Raw genomic sequence first — 18,947 nt, 5'->3', positions numbered from 1 at the left:
GAAGCGCTTGGCGCGATATTGATGGACCCATGAGCAGCAACGGGGGAGCCCCTTACGGATCCGAAGAGCCAACGAGTTTCGGTCTGCAACCGCCGAACCCGCACCCGGCGGTGCCGCACCCCGACAACCCGTACGCGGCGCCCACCCAGGTCGTGCCGCCGCAGGCCGCCCCGCCGCAGACCCCGCCGCAGACCGCGCCCCAGCCGGAGCCGCAGCCTGCCCAGGACCCCGGCACCGGTCGGCTGATCGCCGGCCGCTACCGGCTGCTCGCCAAGCTCGGGCACGGTGGCATGGGTACGGTGTGGCGGGCCAAGGACGAGACGGTGGACCGCGAGGTCGCCGTCAAGGAGCCCCGCGTACCGGATCACCTTCCCGACCGCGAACGTGCCAACGCCTTCGAACGCATGCGCAGGGAGGCCCGCGCGGCGGCCCGGCTCGACCACCCCGCCGTGGTGAACGTGCACGACGTGGCGGTCGTGGACGGCCAGCCGTGGATCGTGATGGAGCTGGTGCGGGGCCGTTCGCTGGGCGACGCGCTGCAGGAGGGCACCCTGGGGGCCCGGGATGCGGCGAAAATCGGCCTCGAGGTGCTGGGCGCGCTGGAGGCCGCGCACGCGGCGGGCATCCTGCACCGTGACGTCAAGCCGGACAACGTCATGCTCGGCCGGCACGACCGGGTCGTCCTCACCGACTTCGGCATCGCCCAGATCGAGGGCGAGACCAACCTGACCGACACCGGCGGGTTCGTCGGCTCGCCCGAGTACATCGCGCCGGAGCGGGTGCTGGGCCAGCGCCCCGGCCCGGCCAGCGACCTGTGGTCCCTCGGCGTGGTCCTGTACGCGGCGACGGAGGGTGTCTCCCCGTTCCGCCGCAGCAACACCCCGGCGACCCTGCAGTCCGTCCTCAACGCGGCTCCCGCGCCGCCCGCCTCGGCGCAGGGCCCGCTCGCCGAGGCCATCAACGGGCTGCTCCAGAAGGACCCGGCCCGCCGCCCGAACGCCGCCCAGGTCCGTGATTTGCTGGAGCGCACCGCCAACCCTCCGGCTCCGGCCCCGACGCAGGTCGTCCAGATCACCGGCGCTCCCGCCCCCGGCGGCGTCCGGCTCGGCCGCAAGACCCTGACAGGCCTCGGTGCCGCTGTCGTGGCGGCGGCGGTGGCGGCGTATCTGGTGATCGCGGACCCCTTCGCGGGACCGTTGCCGGACGGCTGGAAGACGGTGCCGGTGAAGGACGTCGCCGCGACCCTGGCGGTGCCCGACACCTACAAGGTGTCCGTGCCCGACCGGGAGTCCGACAAGAGTCACTGGGTGACGTACACCGATGCGAGCGGGGCCATCTGGATCAGCCTGTCGCTCGCCAAGAAGGCCGAGGACACCGGCAGTGAGATCGCGGGCTCCGCGGCCGCCGAGATGTACGACGACGACGGCGTGTTCAAGCAGAGCGGCAGCTACGAGCTCAACATGCCCGCCGAGAAGCTGAAGACCCAGCCCGATAACGCGACGTACCAGGGCAGGAAGGCCGCGGAGAACACCGTCGTCTACACCACCGACGACACCGAGAACCCGCGCCCGCGCGAGCTGCGGATCTTCTACTACAAGACCTCCGCCGGCGACATGTACGAGCTCTCCATCGGCTATCCGGGCAAGGGGGACTTCACGGAGCGGGGGCGCGAGGTGGCGAAGACGGCGATCTCGAACCTCGACGTCGACACGCTGTGAACCGATTCGAGCCAACGGCTCGAATCGTCGGACGGTGACCGGCGCGAGGCGTAGCACTCCTCGTTCGCGTGATGCCGGTTGCCGAGTCGGACTGAGCCGCGTCGACAAGCGGCCACCCCGCACGGTACTCATGGGGCATGAGCAACGACGGTGACTCCGGAGGCGGCAAGGGCCGGATAGTCGGGGGGCGTTACCGGCTGGTCGAGCGGATCGGGTCCGGTGGGATGGGCACCGTGTGGCGGGCCGTCGACGAGGTGGTCGGGCGGGAGGTCGCCGTCAAGCAGCCGCGGCTGCCCGGGGACCCCGAGGACGAGAGTCATCAGCGGGCCGCCCACCGGCTCTACCGCGAGGCTCGTGCCGCCGCCCGCGTCGACCACCCCTCCGCCGTCACCATCCATGACGTCGTCGCGGAGGAGGAGGACGGACTGCCCTGGATCGTCATGGAGTTGGTCCGCGGCGAGTCTCTCCACGAAGTGCTTCAGCGTGGGCCGCTCGAAACCGCCGAGTCCGCCCGCATCGGCCTCGCCGTCCTCGGCGCCCTGCGCGCCGCGCACTCCGTCGGCATCGTGCACCGTGACGTCAAGCCGGCCAACGTCCTGCTCGGCCCGCACTCCCGCGTCGTCCTCACCGACTTCGGCATCGCCCACGTACAGGGTGAGGAGTCCCTCACCGTCAGCGGCGAGTTCATCGGCTCGCTGGAGTTCATCGCACCCGAGCGGATGTCCGGCCGGGGTGGCCCCGCCGGCCCCGCCTCCGACCTGTGGTCGCTCGGTGTGCTGCTGTACGCCGCCGTAGAGGGGTTGTCGCCCTTCCGCCGTACGACCCTGGAGTCCACCCTCGCCGCGATCCTCGCCTCCGACACGCCGGAGCCCAAGCAGGCCGGTCCGCTCGGGCCACTCATCGTGCGGCTGCTGGACAAGGAGCCCGAGCGGCGTCCGGACGCGGCGGAGGTCGCCGCGGCGCTGGAAGCGGTGGCGAAGGGGTGGCCGGTGCCGGGCCCCTCCGGGGAGGAGCCCGAGACGGAGAAGCAGGACGCCTCGGGGCTCAGGGAGTTGGCGGAGGACGCCGGGACGGTACGGCTGGGGGATGCCGTAAGGCCGCCGGAGCCGACCCCCGAACCCGGCCCCGCACCGGCGACAGTCCCCGCCCCCGAACCACGAACCGCCGCCACCCCGAAGCCGAAGCGCCGCCCCCGCTTTCCCCTCCCCGCCGCGCTCCTCACCTCGCTCCTCGTCGGCGGCATATGGCTGGGCACCTCCACGTACCTCACCGAGACCGAAAGCGGTTCCGCCACGGAACTGACCCCCACCCGCGCCCCCACTCCCACCGCCACACCCACTCCCGCCCCCACCGCCTCCTGGACAACCCACCCCGAGCCGGCCATGGACGCCACCCTCGCCCTCCCCGTCGCCTACCAGGAGACCGCCCGCGACGGCGGCGCCGAGGACCCGCTCCGCTTCGTCGTCCACGACCTCGACGACACCGTCCAGGTCCGCCTCACCCAGTGGGGCAAGGCTCCCCGCTCCCCGATGGCCCAGGCGCAGGCGGCGCAGGACACCTGGGGCAGCCGCGACGCGGACGCGAGCACGCAGAGGACCCGCACCAGCTTCCACGGCTACGAGGCGGCGCTCGCGGACACCACGTACGACCGGGACGGTCGCCCCACCCGGGTCATGCAGTTGGTGATCCGCACCGACGACGGCCGCATGTACGAACTGCGCGTCGACATGCCCAAGGGAACGCCGGACGAGAAGAAGGGCACGGCGGTGTTCAAGGCGGCCCGTGGCCGTCTCGAGATCGGAAGTGACGCAAGCGACTGAACTCCCGGCGGTCGCCACCGGCCAACGCCCTGATCAGCACATTCCCTGCCAGCGACCACTGGCACCGTGTCAGCACTCGGTGAATCACTATTACCGACGGGTACACAAAGCCTTCCCCACGTCATACCCTGCGGCTCATGACGGACGCGCAGGCCCCGGCCAAGACCGGCACGAACCCCATCGCCCCCGCCCCCGAGGGCGCCCGCACCGCGGCCGACGTGGTCACCCCGGAGCTGGTCGCCCAGCTCACCAAGGGCGTGGCCGGATCCGGACGGACCGCGAACCACACGCCGTTCACCGGTGAGAAGCTGGCGGACCTGCCCGAGTCGACGCCCGAGGACGTGCAGAAGGCCTTCGACGCCGCCCGTAGGGCACAGTCGGTCTGGGCGCAGACGCCGGTACGGCAGCGCGCCGCCGTGCTCCTGCGTTTCCACGACCTGATCCTCGAACGCCAGGCCGAGGTCCTCGACCTGATCCAGCTGGAGACCGGCAAGGCCCGCCTGCACGCCCACGAAGAGGTGCAGGCCGTGGCCGTCGCGGCCCGGCACTACGGTCGCAGGGCCACCGCGTATCTGAAGCCCAAGCGGCACGCGGGCGCCGTCCCGGCCCTCACCAAGGTCACCGAACTGCGCCACCCGCGCGGTGTCGTCGGCCAGATCGCCCCCTGGAACTACCCCCTCGAACTCTCCGTCGGCGACGCGCTCCCCGCCTTCGTCGCGGGCAACGCGGTCGTGATGAAGCCGGACACGGAGACCTGCCTCACCGCGCTCTGGGCCCGCGACCTCCTCGTCGAGGCCGGTCTGCCCGCCGACGTCTTCCAGGTCGTCCTCGGCGAGGGCCCGGTCATAGGCCCCGAGGTCGTCAAGCACGCCGACTACGTCTCCTTCACCGGCTCCACGCGCACCGGCCGCGAGGTCGCCCAGGGCGCCGCCGCCCGCCTGATCGGCGTCTCCCTCGAACTCGGCGGCAAGAACGCGATGCTGGTCCTGGAGGACGCCGACATCGAGAAGGCGGCCGCGGGCGCCGTCCGCGCCTGCTTCTCCTCGGCCGGCCAACTCTGCATATCCATCGAGCGGTTGTACGTCCACGAGTCCATCGCCGACGCCTTCCTCGAGCGCTTCGCCGCCCGCACGAAGGCGATGCGCCTCGGCACGTCCCTCGCGTACGGCGCCGACATGGGCTCCCTGGTCGGTGAGCGGCAGCTGGAGACCGTCACCCGGCACGTCGAGGAGGCCGTCGCCAAGGGCGCGAAGGTCCTCGCCGGCGGGACGGCCCGCCCGGACATCGGCCCGTACTTCTTCGAGCCGACCATCCTCGACGACGTCGAGGCGCCGATGGCCGTGTGCGGCGAGGAGACCTTCGGCCCGGTCGTCTCGATCTACCGATTCGCATCCGAGGACGAGGCGGTCGAGCAGGCCAACTCCACGCCGTACGGTCTCAATTCCTCGGTCTGGACGAAGGACGGCCGGCGCGGCCGCGAGGTCGCCGCCCGTCTGCGCACCGGCACGGTGAACGTCAACGAGGGCTACGCCCCCGCCTACGGCAGCGTGCAGTCCCCGATGGGCGGCATGAAGGAATCCGGCCTCGGCCGCCGCCACGGCTCCGAGGGCATCCTCAAGTACACCGAGGCCCAGACGGTGGCCCAGCAGCGCCTGCTGCCGATGGCCCCGTCCCTGGGGATGGACGACGAGAAGTACGCGCAGTTCATGAGCAGGAGCCTGCGCCTGATGAAGGCGTTCCGCTTCAGGTAGCCGACCCAGGGGCGCGGGGAACTGCGCGACCAGCCACGAATCATCCGCACTGCACACTCAACGAGGAGCCGGCACGTGCCCCAGGACACCTACGACTACGACGTCATCGTCGTCGGATCAGGCTTCGGTGGTTCGGTCACCGCCCTCCGTCTGACGGAGAAGGGCTACCGCGTAGGCGTCCTGGAGGCCGGCCGCCGCTTCACACGCGAAACCCTCCCCAGGAACTCCTGGGACCTGAAGAACTACCTCTGGGCCCCCAAACTCGGCATGTACGGCCTCCAGCGCATCCACCTGCTGGGCAACGTCATGGTCCTGGCCGGCGCGGGCGTCGGCGGCGGCTCCCTCAACTACGCCAACACCCTCTACGTACCGCCGAAGCCGTTCTTCGAGGACGCGCAGTGGCGTGACATCACCGACTGGCAGGAGGAGCTGGCGCCGTACTACGACCAGGCGCGGCGCATGCTCGGCGTACGGCTCAACCCGACGATGACCCCGACCGACGTGCACCTCAAGGCGGCCGCCGAGCGGATGGGCGTCGGCGACAGCTTCCACATGGCGCCGGTCGGCGTGTTCTTCGGGGACGGCGAGGACGCCGACGGCGCCTCGAAGGCCAAACCCGGTGAGCAGGTGGACGACCCCTACTTCGGCGGCGTGGGCCCGGCCCGCAAGGCCTGCAACGAGTGCGGCGAGTGCATGACCGGCTGCCGGCACGGCGCCAAGAACACCCTCAACGAGAACTACCTGTACCTCGCCGAGAAGGCGGGCGCGGTCGTGCACCCGCTGACGACGGTCGTCTCGGTCACGGACGACTCGCAGGGCGGCTACGCGGTGGCCACGCTGCCGACCGACCGGAAGAAGCGCGGGGGCCGGACCTTCAAGGCCCGCCGGGTGGTCCTCGCGGCCGGCACCTACGGCACCCAGACCCTCCTGCACCGGATGAAGACGGGCGGTCAACTGCCCTACGTGTCGGACAAGCTGGGCGAGCTGACCCGCACCAACTCCGAGGCGCTGGTCGGCGCGCAGACCAGCGACCGCCGCTACCGCAAGATCACCGGCGAGCGGAACGTCGACTTCACCCGCGGGGTGGCCATCACCTCGTCCATCCACCCGGACGCCAACACCCACATCGAGCCGGTCCGCTACGGCAAGGGCTCCAACTCGATGGGCAGCCTGTCGATCCTCCAGGTCCCCTACGCCGAGGGCTCCTCCCGCGTGCTGGCCTGGCTGCGCAACGCGGCCCGCCACCCCGGCCTGGTCCTGCGCTCCCTCTCCAACCGCCGCTGGTCGGAGAAGACCATCATCGGCCTGGTGATGCAGTCGCTGGACAACTCCCTGACGACGTACCTGAAACCGGACGGCGTGGGCAAGGGCCTGCTGACGGCCCGCCAGGGCCACGGGTCCCCGAACCCCAAGCAGATCAAGGCGGCCTCGGAAGGCGCGTCGGCCATCGCGGCCGAGATCAACGGCTTCGCCGGCTCCAACGTCGGCGAACTGATGGGCACCCCGCTCACCGCCCACTTCCTCGGCGGCTGCCCGATCGGCTCCTCCCGCGACACCGGCGTCATCGACCCGTACCACCGCCTCTACGGCCACCCCGGCATCTCGGTCGTCGACGGGGCCGCGGTCTCCGCGAACCTGGGAGTGAACCCCTCCCTCACCATCACCGCCCAGGCCGAGCGCGCCATGTCGTACTGGCCCAACAAGGGCGAGGCGGACCCGCGTCCGGCGCAGGGCGCCACGTACGAACGCCTCAAGCCGGTCGAGCCGAAGTCCCCGGCGGTCCCGGCGGACGCCTTCGGCGCGCTGAAGCTGCCGTTCCTGGGGATACCGGCGGTGCCGCCGAAGAAGTAGCCCCGAGCGGACCGCCGTACACAAAGAGAAGGACCTGCACCCCCCTCCGAGCGCAGGTCCTTCTCTGTTCTTGCAAGCCTTACCGGGCCTTACTCAGCCTGTCGGGCTTTACGCCTGTGCACCGGACTTCCGGCGCCGCACCACGAACACCGCACCGGCACCGGCGACGACCGCGACGCCACCGACGAGGCCGATCATCGGCAGCGCCGAGCTCGAACCCGTCTCGGCCAGGGTGCCGGTGGCGGAGACCTCGTTCACGTCCGTGAGGTCCGTCTTGCCGCCCTGCGGCTTGGCGTCGTTCGGGTCACCGGCGTCGGAGCCGGCGGCGAGGATGTCGAAGAAGTAGACCCAGCCGTTCGGGTCGTCGGCGACCCAGCAGCCCTCGTCGTCCGCGTACTCGGCGAGGCCGCCGGTCAGACCGAGGGAGTCCGGCACCTTGCCGCTGACGCTGAGGCGCAGCTTGTACGAGATCGACCGGCCCGCGCCGAGCGAGAACGAGGGGAAGGTGCCACCCTCGCCCGCGGCGTCCGCGATCGTGTCCCACGAGTGGGTGGCCGTGTTGAAGACCTGGACCTTGATCTCGCCGGAGTAGTCCGCCGCGTCGTCCCAGCCGATCGCGGCGACGCCGATGAGCGGCTTGATGTCCTTGATCTCGTCGTCGCCGTGGTTGGAGACGTTGAACGCGAACCCGGTCCAGCCGCTGCCGGCGACGATCGTCTCGGGGAGCCCGGACAGGCCACTGGTCACGTCGTCGCTGAGCTCGGCGGTGCTGTTGCCGTCCTCGTCGACGCAGAGCTCCGGGTCCTCGTCCTCGGGCGCGCTCGCGCTGGCGCTCGGGGAGGCGGAGGTGGAGGCGGACGCGGAGGCGGCCGGGGAGCTCGCGTCGCCGGCCGGGGTGCTGGTGTCCGCGGCGGGCGTGCTGGAGTCGGCGGCCGGCGTGCTCTGGTCCGCGGCCGGGGTGCTGGAGTCGGCGGCGGGCGTGCTGGTGTCCGCGGCCGGCGTGCTCGCGTCGGCGGAGGGCGTGGTCTCCTCGGCCGCGGGGCTGCTCGTCGACGTGTCCGGAGTCCCGTCCGTCGCGAACGCGGCGGGCGCGGAGAGCAGGGCGAGCGGGGCTATGACGGCCGTCGCGGCCGCTGCGGCCATGGCACGGCGAAGCTTCATGCAAACCTCGAAATTCCGGTGTGCCGCGGGCGGCAGCAGCTTGAGAGGCCTCCGCGTGTGGGACGCGGGTGTGGCCCTTGATTCGCATGGTTTGATCCGCGAAGCCTGCGAATGGTTGCCCTCCACTTCACAGGATTCTTATGTGACCTGGATCACTGCCTGGGGTCGATGGGGGCTGACGTACGCTCAGCTGCTCGGAAACCCACTCGCAGAAAGGCGCATGGCGCCGTGGTCGACAGATCGTCCGAAGAGCCGAGATCCGGTTCGGGTGAGGGGGAGGACTCCTCCTCCATCACCGACGAGGCGTGGCAGAAGTTCGTCCAGGACAGCGAACGCGACGCGCGTGCCGCGGCCCCGAAGGAGCCCTCCGCCCGCGCTCGCATGGTGACCGAGCGGCTGCGGCAGCAGGAGGCGCGGGGCGAGCTTCCCGCCGGCTGGCGCACGGGTCCGGCCTGGGAGGAGACGCACGGACGCGCGACTCGGCGCCGCCGACGGTGGGCGGTCATCGGCGTACCCCTCGCCGTCGCCGTGGCCGTCGTGGCGCTGAAGCCCTCGCTGCTGCCGGGTGACCCCTTCGGCACGGGGACACCGGACGCCGGCGCGGCCTCGCCTCTGGGCGAGGAGACCGCCGCCCCGACCACGCCGCCCGCCGCCGCGGACTTCGAAACCCCCACCCTGGACGAACCGTTCGCCGGTTCCCCGGCGCGGCAGTGGGCCGACGGGGCGGCCGGCATCGTCCTGCCGGAGGCGAAGGCCGTCGGCGGGCTGTCGAAGGACCGGGTCGACCTGGCGCTCCGGCTGACCAAGAAGCTGTTGGTCGGAGCGAACCTGGACCCGAAGACCGTACGCGGCGAACGCCCCGAGGCCGCGCTCGCGGTGCTCGACCCGAAGCAGCCGGAGTTCGTCGACGGCCTGAACCGGTCGTTGCGCGCGCCCGACGAGGAACACGACCCGCTGGACCTCTTCAGCCGCTTCGACCCGGCAGACGTCCGACTCGTCGGTGACGTGATCAAGACGCGCGGCAGGATGACCTTCGAGAAGGGCGACCAGGACGGGGTGGCCGTGCACGCCGACTACACCTTCGTCTACCCGGTCGTCCGCACCGACGGTTCGACCGAGGTCACCCGTACCGTCGTGCGCCGCGTCCTCGACGTCGAACTCCTCGACCCCGCCCGCTACGTGTCCACCCCCGGCCGCCTGAACGTCCTGCACTTCGACCGGGACGTCGGCAACACGTCCTGCGAGATCAACGACGGCTATCTGCGCCCGGAGTTCCCGTCGACCGCTCCCGCGGACGAACCGGCGAGCGGCCCGACCGTCGATCCCTACGACCGCAGCCGTGACATCGGCGAGGACGGAACGTGCGGGAGGGCATCGCGAACCTGACGCCCGGCGCCGACGCAGCGGGCGAGCAACACATGAGCGCGGGCATGAGCGCAGTGCATGAGAAGGGCCCCGCAGGCCGAAGCCGCGGGGCCCTTCCTTTCTTTCATCAGCACCGACGTCAGGGCAGCGTCGGTGCCTGGGGAGCGGCGCCGGGGGGTTGCGCCGCTTGCCTTGTGTGCCCTCGGTCGGCGCCCCGGCGCATTCGGGGCGCACGGTTGGTCTCGACCTTTGGCAGTACGGCGATGTGCCCATGCAGTTGTCAACGGCGGGACTTCGGGGGCTTTCCTGGCATCGTGCTCGATGGATGCGGCCGCCGCAACCGTTTGACTCAGACTTGGACATTCCGACTCTGACATTTTGACTTGGACGTCCCGTCGGCCGGCCCCGGGCGTCCCCGGAGCCGACCGTTCTCTTGGGTGACCGGGCTGCTGTCCCCTGCCGTCCGGTCACTTGTCCGGAGCGAGGTCCCACGACGCACGGCACGATCCGTACGTCTCATCGCTCCAGCGAGCCACGCGTGGTTCTTTCGGGCCCGCCCCTGGCTGGCACGGACACCACGACCAACGAAGCGCTTCGCGTCGCGGTCACGCGCCGTACGGGTGAGAGCGGGACCGAACTCAGATGCGACCCCGGCACAGTTCGAGCAGCGTCATCGCGAGGGACGTACCGGGCTTGCCCAGCGCCTGGCTGTAGTGGTTCAGGACGTCCATCTCGCGGGAGAGGTTCACGCGCCGGCCGCCGGAGGTGATCCGCGCCTCCTGGATGACGGCGGACACGGCCATCCGTTCCTGGATGAGTCCGATGATCCGGTCGTCCAGCGCGTCGATGCGCTCACGCGCGCCGGAGATCACATCGGCGGCCTCGGGGGTACGGGCGCCGGTCACGTCGATGGCGGTCATGTCGGGGCTCCTCATGGGGTGGGAAAGGCAAGGGGTGCGGGATGACCCGGAGCGACACGACCCGGAAAACGACAGGCGCCCCGGGCCTTGTCGGCCCGGGGCGCCTGGGAAGTCGCTTGTCAGTTGCTCAAGCAGCACGACCATGGCAGCCGGCGGGCCGGTTGCCATAGGTAAAGAGGAAGGTCGGGTGCGTGAGCATGCGGTCAGTATGCCACGGAACTTTTCGGCGTCGGTCCGTACATCTCAGACGCCCGGGTCCCCACCCCCGCCCACCTCGGTAGAATCGGGTCACACAGAGACCCCGCCCCACCGCCGGAAGGCCCCCGTGTCATCAGCGACCCCCGCCCCCGACACCGTCCTGGTCGTCGACTTCGGCGCGCAGTACGCCCAGCTCATCGCCCGTCGCGTCCGCGAGGCACGGGTCTACAGCGAGATCGTGCCGAGCACCATGCCGGTCGCGGAGATGCTCGCCAAGAGCCCGGTGGCGATCATTCTCTCCGGCGGTCCCTCCTCGGTGTACGCCGACGAGGCCCCCCGCCTCGACCGCGAGATCTTCGAGGCCGGCGTCCCCGTCTTCGGCATGTGTTACGGCTTCCAGCTGATGGCGCAGACCCTCGGCGGCACGGTCGACAACACCGGCGCCCGTGAGTACGGCCGTACGCCGCTGCATGTCTCCCGGTCGTCCTCCACCCTCTTCGAGGGCACCCCGGACGAGCAGTCGGTGTGGATGTCGCACGGCGACGCCTGCTCCGCCGCCCCGGAGGGCTTCTCCGTCACGGCCTCCACGGAGGTCGTCCCGGTCGCCGCCTTCGAGAACGACGAGAAGAAGCTGTACGGCGTCCAGTACCACCCCGAGGTCATGCACACCACGCACGGCCAACAGGTGCTGGAGCACTTCCTCTACCGGGGTGCGGGCCTGACCCCGTCCTGGACCACGGGCAACGTGATCGAGGAGCAGGTCGCCGCGATCCGCGAGCAGGTCGGCGACAAGCGCGCCGTCTGCGGCCTGTCCGGCGGCGTGGACTCCGCCGTCGCCGCCGCCCTCGTCCAGAAGGCCATCGGCTCCCAGCTGACCTGTGTGTACGTCGACCACGGTCTGATGCGCAAGGGCGAGACCGAGCAGGTCGAGAAGGACTTCGTCGCGGCCACCGGCGTCCAGCTGAAGGTCGTGGACGCCGAGGAGCGCTTCCTCACCGCGCTCAAGGGGGTCAGCGACCCCGAGGAGAAGCGGAAGATCATCGGCCGGGAGTTCATCCGGGTCTTCGAGCAGGCGCAGGCGGAGATCCTCGCGGACGAGGGGCCCGCGGTGGAGTTCCTCGTCCAGGGCACGCTCTACCCCGACGTGGTCGAGTCCGGTGGCGGTACCGGCACCGCCAACATCAAGTCCCACCACAACGTGGGCGGGCTGCCGGAAGACCTCGAGTTCCAGTTGATCGAGCCGCTGCGCATGCTGTTCAAGGACGAGGTCCGGATGGTCGGCCAGGAGCTCGGCCTGCCGGACGAGATCGTCCAGCGCCAGCCGTTCCCCGGCCCCGGCCTGGGCATCCGTATCGTCGGCGAGGTGACCAAGGAGCGGCTCGACCTGCTCCGTGACGCCGACGCCATCGCCCGCGAGGAGCTGACGGCCGCCGGCCTCGACCGCGACATCTGGCAGTGCCCGGTGGTCCTGCTCGCGGACGTTCGCAGCGTCGGCGTCCAGGGCGACGGCCGCACCTATGGCCACCCGATCGTCCTGCGCCCCGTCTCGTCCGAGGACGCCATGACCGCCGACTGGTCGCGGCTGCCGTACGACGTCCTCGCGAAGATCTCGACGCGGATCACCAACGAGGTCGCGGACGTCAACCGGGTCGTGCTCGATGTGACGAGCAAGCCCCCGGGCACCATCGAGTGGGAGTAGTACCCGGGATTACGTCCGCCTGAGCGTGCGCACCGGCGCTCCGGGCGTCCAGACCTGGACGACCAGGTACGTGTCGTCCTCGACGGAGGTCCGCACGACCTCCGTCAGCTCGGTGCGGAAGAGGTGGAGCGGCTCCGGCGGTTCCACCTCTTCGACGTATCCGGCCTTGGCCTCCCGATCGTCCACCTCGATCGCCCGTCCGCTGATCCGCACGTCGCCGCCGCCCATGCCGGTGCCCTCCCCGGGGTTCGCCTGGAGCGCGAACCGCGGGTCGCGGCGCAGGTCGAGCGCCTTGAGCGAGCCCGGCATCATGCCCAGCCACAGCTCGCCGTTCAGGAAGCGCACCTCCAGGCCGGTGGTGCGCGGCGATCCGTCCTTGCGGAGGGTCGCGAGGATGTGGTGGGTGTAGGCGCCGAACCGTTCTTCGACGGTCTTGGCCAGGTCGGGTTCCGCGGCGGAGAAAGCTGCCCAGTTCATAACAGCCAGTCTTCCTGCGATACGCGACATCTTCTGTCGGGTATCGGCCCGGGTGCGCCATCTTTACCCACCAGCGCTGTTCTCCCGCGCTGACCGACGGTAACTTCCGCCCGTAAACCAACCCAGTGCCGGAGGACGACACATGCACGGGACGCCCGAAGCCGGGCCCACTCCACCCCCGCCGCTCCCCACCGACCGGCTCCGGTTCGCCATGCCACCGATGCACGAATCGGTCGACGACGAACGCCGGCACCGCAAGGAACGGCTCGCGGGCGCCCTGCGGATCTTCGGGCGGCTCGGCTTCGAGGACGGGGTCTCCGGACACATCACCGCCCGCGACCCGGAGTACAGCGACTGCTTCTGGGTCAATCCGTTCGGGATACCGTTCAAGCACGTCACCGTGAGCGACCTGGTCCTCGCCAACTCCGACGGCCAGGTCATCGAGGGCCGCTACCACGTCAACCAGGCCGCCTTCACCGTGCACGTCCAGGTGCACGCCGCCCGCCCCGACGTCGTCGCGGTCGCCCACTGCCACTCGGTACACGGCCGCGCGCTGTCGGCCCTGGGCGACTTCCTGGACCCGATCACCCAGGAGAGCTGCGCCTTCTACGAGGATCACGCCCTGTACGACGCCTACACCGGCGTCGCCGTCGACGCCGACGAGGGCCGCCGCATCGCCACCGCCCTCGGCACGCGCAAGGCGCTGGTGCTGCGCAACCACGGGCTGCTGACCGTCGGCGACTCGGTGGACGCGGCGGCCTGGTGGTTCCTGTCCCTGGAACGGTCCTGCCAGGTCCAGCTCACCGCGAAGGCGGCCGGACGGCCCGTCCTGATCGACCACAAGGCGGCGGTGGCCACCCGGGAGCAGCTGGGCGGGGACCTGGTGGCGTGGATCAACTACCAGCCGATGTGGCAGGACATCAGCCGCAGCGAGCCGGATCTGCTGAGCTGAGGCTGCCGAGCCGGGGGCGTCAGAATCCTCGGAGGACGGCGGCCTTCGTCATCGCGAACTCCTCGTCCGTGAGCACCCCGTCCCGGTACAGCTCGCCCAGCTCCCGCAGCCGCCGCAGGAGTACGTCGTGATGGTCGGCCTGGGGCGGGACGGTCGCCGTCAGCGGCCGCCGGGCGGCCTGCTCACCGCTCTCGACGGCCGCGCGGGCGGAGGGGTGCGGCAGCCGGGCCGTGACCGCGGTGGCGACGAGGGCCGTGAGCAGGTCGCGGCGGGCGCTGCCCCACAGGTCCAGGGCGTAGGGGTCCTTCTCGGGCGGCAGTTTGGAGAACGTGGTCTCGCGGGTCAGGAAGCGCAGGAAGCCGTCCTCGTAACCGGAGTTGGGCAGCCATTCGACCTGGACGAGATCGCCGAGGTCGATGATGCGGGGACCGGTCGCCCGTTTGACCCGGTCGGACGTGTCGGCCCAGTCGATGCGGACCCGGGTGCCGTCGAAGGAGACCATGCCGTCGGAGGAGCGGACCGAGACCGGGACCGGCGGTCCTGGCAGGAGGTATGCCTTGGTCGGCTCCGTGGGGATCTGGTCCAGCAGCAGCGACCGGCGGATCTCCTCGGCCACGTACTCCGCTACCCCCGCCCGGTCCACCTCCACCAGCAGCCGGTACGGATCGGCCGGGTCGGGCAGGCGGCCCCCGGTCGCGCGCAGGAGCGGGTCGGCGCCCTCGCGCAGCCGCATGCGCAGCCGGCCGCGCTTGCGTTCGGGCTCGAAGGCGACGCCAGCGATGGCCTCCAGGGGCACGGCGATCTCGCCGTACGTCTGCCGGAACAGCGGCACGGAGCGGTGGAGTCCCGGCGTGATCCTGACCGTGCTCCCGTCGAAGGCCCAGGTCCCGTCGCGCTGGATGATCTCGGCCATGGACGAATTCTCGCAGCCGGGTCAACACGGCGAACCGCCCTTCCCCCGCCCTGACCGGACCTGCCCGGCACGGACCGTGTTCCGTAGGGCACAATTCGCTCTCATCGCACGGGTGTAGTGAGGCACAAAATGGCGGGGAAGGCGGGGAATCGGGCGTGGCGGTGCAGGAGGCGAGACAGAGCGCGGACTCGGGCGCGCACGGGAGCGCGCACGGAGGTGGCTGCACCTGCGGGGACTGTCCCCACGGGGCGCGTGCGGGACACCGTAGGGCGGTCGCCGAATTCCTGCTGATGCGGGACGAGTTCGCGGCCGGACAGGGACTTCCGGCGGCGGTGGCGCACTCGGCCTCCGCCTCCCGGCAGTGGGTCTCGGAGGAACTGACCCAGTCCGCGGACCTCGTCGCCGAACGCGGCCGGGCCGAGGGCGAGGCCTGGCTGGCGCGGCTGTGGCGCCGTACGGCGGGCACGGTGTGGGCGCTGGTCCTGCTGCTCCTGCTGGTGCAGGCGCTCACCGCCATCGGCGCGGGCTGGACTTCGGCCCGCACGGCCGGACTGCTCGCCGCCCTGGTGGTGGCCGGCGCGCTGACCGCGGCCTCGTGGTTCCACCGGGCACGCGGCGGGGCGCTGGCGCCACTGATCGGCGAGGACAACCGCCTTTCCACGTCACGGGCGGTCGCGATCGGCTGGGTGCTGTTCGTCGCGTACGCCGTACTCGTGCTGGTGGGCCGCCTGGCGGCGGCGTCCGAACACCCCGAGCGCGAGGCGCTGATCTCCGGGTTCGAGCTCGCCGGTGCCGCCGGCGTGGTGACCGTCCTGGCCGTGGTGTGCGCGATCGCCGTCCTGGTACGGCGGGTGGTCGGGCTGCGCGTGCTCGGGCAGCGGCTGCAGAAGGTACGGGCGGACCGGCCGCGTGCCGCCGACCTGCTGACGGACGACGCGGGCCGGGGCACCTTCGCCGACATCCAGTACGTCGTCATCAACACGGTGGCCCTCCTGTTCGCTGCCGTACGGCTGGCCCGGCGCCCCGACCAGTTGCCGGACCTGCCGTGGGGTCTCGCGGTGGTGGTCCTGGTGTCCGCCGCGACCTACCTCGCCGGGAAGTACGCGGAGGGCGGGCGGCCGGTGATCCTCTCCGTCGTCCGTGCCCGCGAGGCCGGCGACCTGGACGGGCCGATCCGCACGGGCGACGACATCGAGATCCGCGGCGCCGCGTTCGTGCCGCCGGGAGCGCAGGGCGCGGACCGGCTGTCCCGGATGGTCGTCCGCATCGGCCCGGTCAACGTGCATGTCCCCCTGGTCCCGGTGACCGGCGGCTTCAGCAACCCCACGGACGCCGTACTGACCGTGCCGGTCCCGGCGGACGTGGAGCCCGGCCGAGTGGACGTCCAGGTGGTGACGGCGGCGGGCGTCGAGACGAACCGGTACGCGATCGATGTGACCGACTGATCCGTGCGGGTCTGCCGTGGCAGGGGAGCGGCCTTTTTTATTCATGGGCCGTTCGGTGTCGTGGGCATGGCCGAACGAGGTCAAGTCGGAGAAACTGGTCGCGACAGGGGCGCAACCGGTCACGACGGGATTGAGCGGGACCTCCCTGTCGTACGTATCGTCACCTGAGGGGTCACGGCACGGCGGGCGAGAGGCGGCTAGCAGCTATGACTCACGGCATCCGTACGGACAGGCACTCCCCCTACGCCAACGGCGGCCCGGACTGGCGGGACACCGCCAGCCGCTACGCCCTCCTTCCGCTCCGTGTCTTCCTCGGCGTCACCTTCATCTACGCCGGCCTGGACAAACTCACCGACAGCGCCTTCATGCAGGACTCCGGTTCCGGCTCGGTCGGCGACCTGATGCGCACCGTGCGCGACTCCTCGGCCATCCCGGCCCTGGTCGACCTGTCCCTGGAGAACCCCGTCGGGTTCGGCTACGCCATCGCCTTCGGTGAACTCGCCGTCGGCATCGGCACCCTGATCGGCCTGCTCACCCGCCTCGCCGCGCTCGGCGGCGCGCTGATCTCACTCAGCCTGTGGCTGACCGTCAGCTGGGCCTCCGACCCCTACTACTACGGCAACGACCTCCCCTACCTGATGGCCTGGATCCCCCTCGTCCTCGCCGGCGCCCCCGTCCTCTCCCTCGACACGGCCCTACAGGCACGGCGACGACGGCGAGTGGGGGACTACCGGTAGGTGCGGGTGCGGGTGCGGGTGCGGGTGTGCGTGTGCGGGGCCGGCGCCGGTTGCCGCTGACGGCGGGGCGGTGTTCCTGTCGCGCCGTCCCCGTCAGCGCGGTTCCACCGGTTGCGTCCCGGCAGGGGCCGTACGGCTCACCGCGCGGCGTCTGCGTATGGCCCGGGTCAGCACTCCCACCGCGCCCGCCAGACAGAGGCCGCTGGCGACGACGGGGATGACCACGAACCACGGGGTCTCCCAGGTGCCGCCCGCGTCACCGGCGTAGATGACGCCCGCGAGGATCAGGAAGAATCCGGCGACCAGCCTTCCGGGCTGGAACTCATGACGTAGCACGGCTCACCTCCGCCTGTCCGATGCCGACCCTGAGATCGAGGTCCAGTGTCCCGGTGGCCTTGACGCCGGCCGCCGGTGTCAGGGTCACCTCCTTGTGCTTGCCCGGTGCCACGTCCACGTCCTGCTCGTCGTCGCCCGGCAACTGGATGTCGCCCACTCCCACGTCGATGCTCACCTTCACGGTCACGTCCGCGGGCACGATGATCAGCAGCCGCCCCATGCCCACGTCGGCCTGTGTGGCCACCGTCTGCCTCTTCGCCAGGTCCAGCCGGCTCAGGTCCAGGATGCCGACGCCGGTGCCGAGGTCGTACTGCTGCTCGACCTGTGCCACGGCGGCGGGCCGCCACGTCGTGCGCTCCCAGTGCGTGTTGATGTCCCCGGGCAGGGCCGCCGCCCCGGCGAGCAGACCCGCCGTGACGATCGCCAGGAAGACCGACCCCGCCCCCGTGCGTCCCAGGAACGAGCTGATCGCTATGCCCACGCCGAGGACGATCAGCGCGCAGGCCAGGCCGGTCTGCAGGCTGGTGCCGAGGGTGTGGTCCTCCCACGTCAGGTGGGTGCCGAGGCCGCCCGCGAGCAGGGCGAACAGGAGCACCCAGCCGCCGATCCAGCGAGGGCCGCGCGGTTTGGGCGGCGGGGTGTACGGGGTGCGTATGTCCACGCGTGTGCGCCAGGAGGTGCCCAGGCCGATGTTGACGGCCGCCGCCACGTCCCGGTCCCGGGGGTCCCCGGAGTCCTCGGGGCCCCACAGATAGCCCGTGCCGCCCACGTGCGTGCCGTCCTTGACGATGGGGTCGCGCCACCAGGACGGGTAGGCGGCGGGCACCGGCGGCGCCTGGGCCTCCGGCGGAGCGTCGGCGACGGCCTGGGCGGACAGCGGATCGGTGTCGGGGGCGCCGCGCTGCCGCGACCAGTACCCGGCGCCCGAGAGGACCAGGGAGAGGACGACGGCGAAGGTCAGCACCCCGCCGTTGTTCAGCAGCGTCAGGAACACCCCGCAACCGACCAGGGCGAACAGCACGGCCGTCAGCGCCTGGCCGTCCACGCGGCCGGTCAGCAGCTTGCGCACCTCGTTCTCGTCCTCGTCGTCGTACGGGACGAAGAGCCATGCGAAGCCGTAGAAGAGGAGGCCTATGCCGCCCGTCGCGGAGAGCACCGCGAGGGTGATCCGGAAGATCACCGGATCCATGTCGCACTGCCGCCCCAATCCCGCACACACGCCGGCCAGCAGCTTGTGCGGCCGGTCGCGCCGGAACTTGTGGGGCAGCCCGGCCGCGGAAGCCTCTGTTTCCTCCTGCGCCCGCACATGCGCGCGCGAGGCCTCGCCGGAGCCGGCCGGGGCGTCCGCGTGCGGATCCGGCCCCGCCGCGGGTGCGGCATCCGCGGCGGGCACGGCATCCTGCGGCCCGGCGCCCGGCAGGGGGCGCGGGCCGGAGCCGGGTCCCGGACCCGTCGCGGCGTGCTCGTGATCGGTCATGGGTCCATGGTGACTGCCGCACCGCCGCCGCGGCAGTCGGTACGACCCTGGCCGGACCCTGATATCTGCCCTGAGCCGGCGCCGGGGAAGCGTTCGACGGGCCCGCCCGCCGAAGATCAGGGGAGTC

The 18,947-nt window shown here is 71.3% G+C and carries 15 protein-coding genes; 9 read left to right on the top strand and 6 right to left on the bottom strand.

Features of this window, described 5'->3' with window-relative positions; all coding sequences use genetic code 11:
• Positions 1–29: 29 nt before the first annotated feature.
• From KUM49_RS03500 to KUM49_RS03485, 4 genes are all read left to right on the top strand, one after another.
• A complete protein-coding gene (locus tag KUM49_RS03500) occupies positions 30–1,718 on the top strand; it encodes a serine/threonine-protein kinase (protein WP_217235167.1) in 1,689 nt (562 codons plus the stop codon).
• 137 nt (positions 1,719–1,855) lie between these two features.
• The gene (locus KUM49_RS03495) at positions 1,856–3,538 is read left to right on the top strand and encodes a serine/threonine-protein kinase (protein WP_217235166.1); all 1,683 of its coding nucleotides are present in this window, start codon (positions 1,856–1,858) and stop codon (positions 3,536–3,538) included.
• 137 nt (positions 3,539–3,675) lie between these two features.
• Positions 3,676–5,289 carry a succinic semialdehyde dehydrogenase gene (locus tag KUM49_RS03490; RefSeq protein ID WP_217235165.1) on the top strand — a complete coding sequence of 538 codons (1,614 nt, stop codon included), beginning with the start codon at positions 3,676–3,678 and terminating at the stop codon, positions 5,287–5,289.
• A gap of 75 nt (positions 5,290–5,364) precedes the next feature.
• Positions 5,365–7,140 carry a GMC oxidoreductase gene (locus tag KUM49_RS03485; RefSeq protein WP_217235164.1) on the top strand — a complete coding sequence of 592 codons (1,776 nt, stop codon included), beginning with the start codon at positions 5,365–5,367 and terminating at the stop codon, positions 7,138–7,140.
• A 108-nt stretch (positions 7,141–7,248) separates the two neighbouring features.
• On the opposite strand, the gene KUM49_RS03480 is transcribed toward KUM49_RS03485, so the two are convergent.
• Complete coding sequence (locus tag KUM49_RS03480) at positions 7,249–8,301, bottom strand: LAETG motif-containing sortase-dependent surface protein (RefSeq protein WP_217235163.1); 1,053 nt, start codon at positions 8,299–8,301, stop codon at positions 7,249–7,251.
• Between the two features lie 228 nt (positions 8,302–8,529).
• Between KUM49_RS03480 and KUM49_RS03475 the strand changes: the two genes are divergently transcribed.
• On the top strand, positions 8,530–9,687 hold the full coding sequence (locus tag KUM49_RS03475) for a hypothetical protein (protein ID WP_308406534.1): 1,158 nt from the start codon (positions 8,530–8,532) through the stop codon (positions 9,685–9,687).
• A 617-nt stretch (positions 9,688–10,304) separates the two neighbouring features.
• Here KUM49_RS03475 and KUM49_RS03470 read toward each other — a convergent pair.
• Complete coding sequence (locus tag KUM49_RS03470) at positions 10,305–10,586, bottom strand: chorismate mutase (RefSeq protein ID WP_217235162.1); 282 nt, start codon at positions 10,584–10,586, stop codon at positions 10,305–10,307.
• A gap of 325 nt (positions 10,587–10,911) precedes the next feature.
• Between KUM49_RS03470 and guaA the strand changes: the two genes are divergently transcribed.
• Positions 10,912–12,483 carry a glutamine-hydrolyzing GMP synthase gene (gene guaA, locus KUM49_RS03465; protein WP_217235161.1) on the top strand — a complete coding sequence of 524 codons (1,572 nt, stop codon included), beginning with the start codon at positions 10,912–10,914 and terminating at the stop codon, positions 12,481–12,483.
• A gap of 9 nt (positions 12,484–12,492) precedes the next feature.
• Here guaA and KUM49_RS03460 read toward each other — a convergent pair whose 3' ends face one another.
• Complete coding sequence (locus KUM49_RS03460; protein ID WP_217235160.1) at positions 12,493–12,960, bottom strand: pyridoxamine 5'-phosphate oxidase family protein; 468 nt, start codon at positions 12,958–12,960, stop codon at positions 12,493–12,495.
• A gap of 142 nt (positions 12,961–13,102) precedes the next feature.
• On the opposite strand from KUM49_RS03460, the gene KUM49_RS03455 reads away from it, so the two are divergent.
• On the top strand, positions 13,103–13,912 hold the full coding sequence (locus tag KUM49_RS03455; RefSeq protein WP_217235159.1) for a class II aldolase/adducin family protein: 810 nt from the start codon (positions 13,103–13,105) through the stop codon (positions 13,910–13,912).
• A 19-nt stretch (positions 13,913–13,931) separates the two neighbouring features.
• Here KUM49_RS03455 and KUM49_RS03450 read toward each other — a convergent pair whose 3' ends face one another.
• On the bottom strand, positions 13,932–14,825 hold the full coding sequence (locus KUM49_RS03450; RefSeq protein WP_217235158.1) for a DUF4429 domain-containing protein: 894 nt from the start codon (positions 14,823–14,825) through the stop codon (positions 13,932–13,934).
• Positions 14,826–14,980: 155 nt separating this feature from the next.
• On the opposite strand from KUM49_RS03450, the gene KUM49_RS03445 reads away from it, so the two are divergent.
• Complete coding sequence (locus KUM49_RS03445; RefSeq protein ID WP_217235157.1) at positions 14,981–16,270, top strand: hypothetical protein; 1,290 nt, start codon at positions 14,981–14,983, stop codon at positions 16,268–16,270.
• Positions 16,271–16,476: 206 nt separating this feature from the next.
• Positions 16,477–17,007 carry a DoxX family protein gene (locus KUM49_RS03440; protein WP_217235156.1) on the top strand — a complete coding sequence of 177 codons (531 nt, stop codon included), beginning with the start codon at positions 16,477–16,479 and terminating at the stop codon, positions 17,005–17,007.
• Between the two features lie 93 nt (positions 17,008–17,100).
• Here KUM49_RS03440 and KUM49_RS03435 read toward each other — a convergent pair whose 3' ends face one another.
• Positions 17,101–17,343, bottom strand: a complete 243-nt coding sequence (locus KUM49_RS03435) for a hypothetical protein (protein WP_217235155.1) — start codon at positions 17,341–17,343, stop codon at positions 17,101–17,103.
• Positions 17,330–18,820, bottom strand: a complete 1,491-nt coding sequence (locus KUM49_RS03430; protein ID WP_217235154.1) for a PspC domain-containing protein — start codon at positions 18,818–18,820, stop codon at positions 17,330–17,332. Before KUM49_RS03430 ends, KUM49_RS03435 begins: the two co-directional genes overlap by 14 nt.
• Positions 18,821–18,947 lie beyond the last annotated feature (127 nt).

The sequence above is a fragment of the Streptomyces sp. AC555_RSS877 genome, from assembly GCF_019049245.1.
In the GTDB taxonomy this organism is placed as follows: Bacteria; Actinomycetota; Actinomycetes; order Streptomycetales; family Streptomycetaceae; genus Streptomyces.
Note: the sequence above shows the minus strand (reverse complement) of the source record. Positions and strands in the feature narration are given on the sequence as shown.

Bases quoted from the DNA above. Each gene is read 5' to 3' on its own strand.
- KUM49_RS03500 (WP_217235167.1), top strand. From the start codon at position 30: ATGAGCAGCAACGGGGGAGCCCCTTACGGATCCGAAGAGCCAACGAGT.
- KUM49_RS03495 (WP_217235166.1), top strand. From the start codon at position 1,856: ATGAGCAACGACGGTGACTCCGGAGGCGGCAAGGGCCGGATAGTCGGG.
- KUM49_RS03490 (WP_217235165.1), top strand. From the start codon at position 3,676: ATGACGGACGCGCAGGCCCCGGCCAAGACCGGCACGAACCCCATCGCC.
- KUM49_RS03480 (WP_217235163.1), bottom strand. From the start codon at position 8,301: ATGAAGCTTCGCCGTGCCATGGCCGCAGCGGCCGCGACGGCCGTCATA.
- KUM49_RS03470 (WP_217235162.1), bottom strand. From the start codon at position 10,586: ATGACCGCCATCGACGTGACCGGCGCCCGTACCCCCGAGGCCGCCGAT.
- KUM49_RS03460 (WP_217235160.1), bottom strand. From the start codon at position 12,960: ATGAACTGGGCAGCTTTCTCCGCCGCGGAACCCGACCTGGCCAAGACC.
- KUM49_RS03455 (WP_217235159.1), top strand. From the start codon at position 13,103: ATGCACGGGACGCCCGAAGCCGGGCCCACTCCACCCCCGCCGCTCCCC.
- KUM49_RS03450 (WP_217235158.1), bottom strand. From the start codon at position 14,825: ATGGCCGAGATCATCCAGCGCGACGGGACCTGGGCCTTCGACGGGAGC.
- KUM49_RS03440 (WP_217235156.1), top strand. From the start codon at position 16,477: ATGACTCACGGCATCCGTACGGACAGGCACTCCCCCTACGCCAACGGC.
- KUM49_RS03430 (WP_217235154.1), bottom strand. From the start codon at position 18,820: ATGACCGATCACGAGCACGCCGCGACGGGTCCGGGACCCGGCTCCGGC.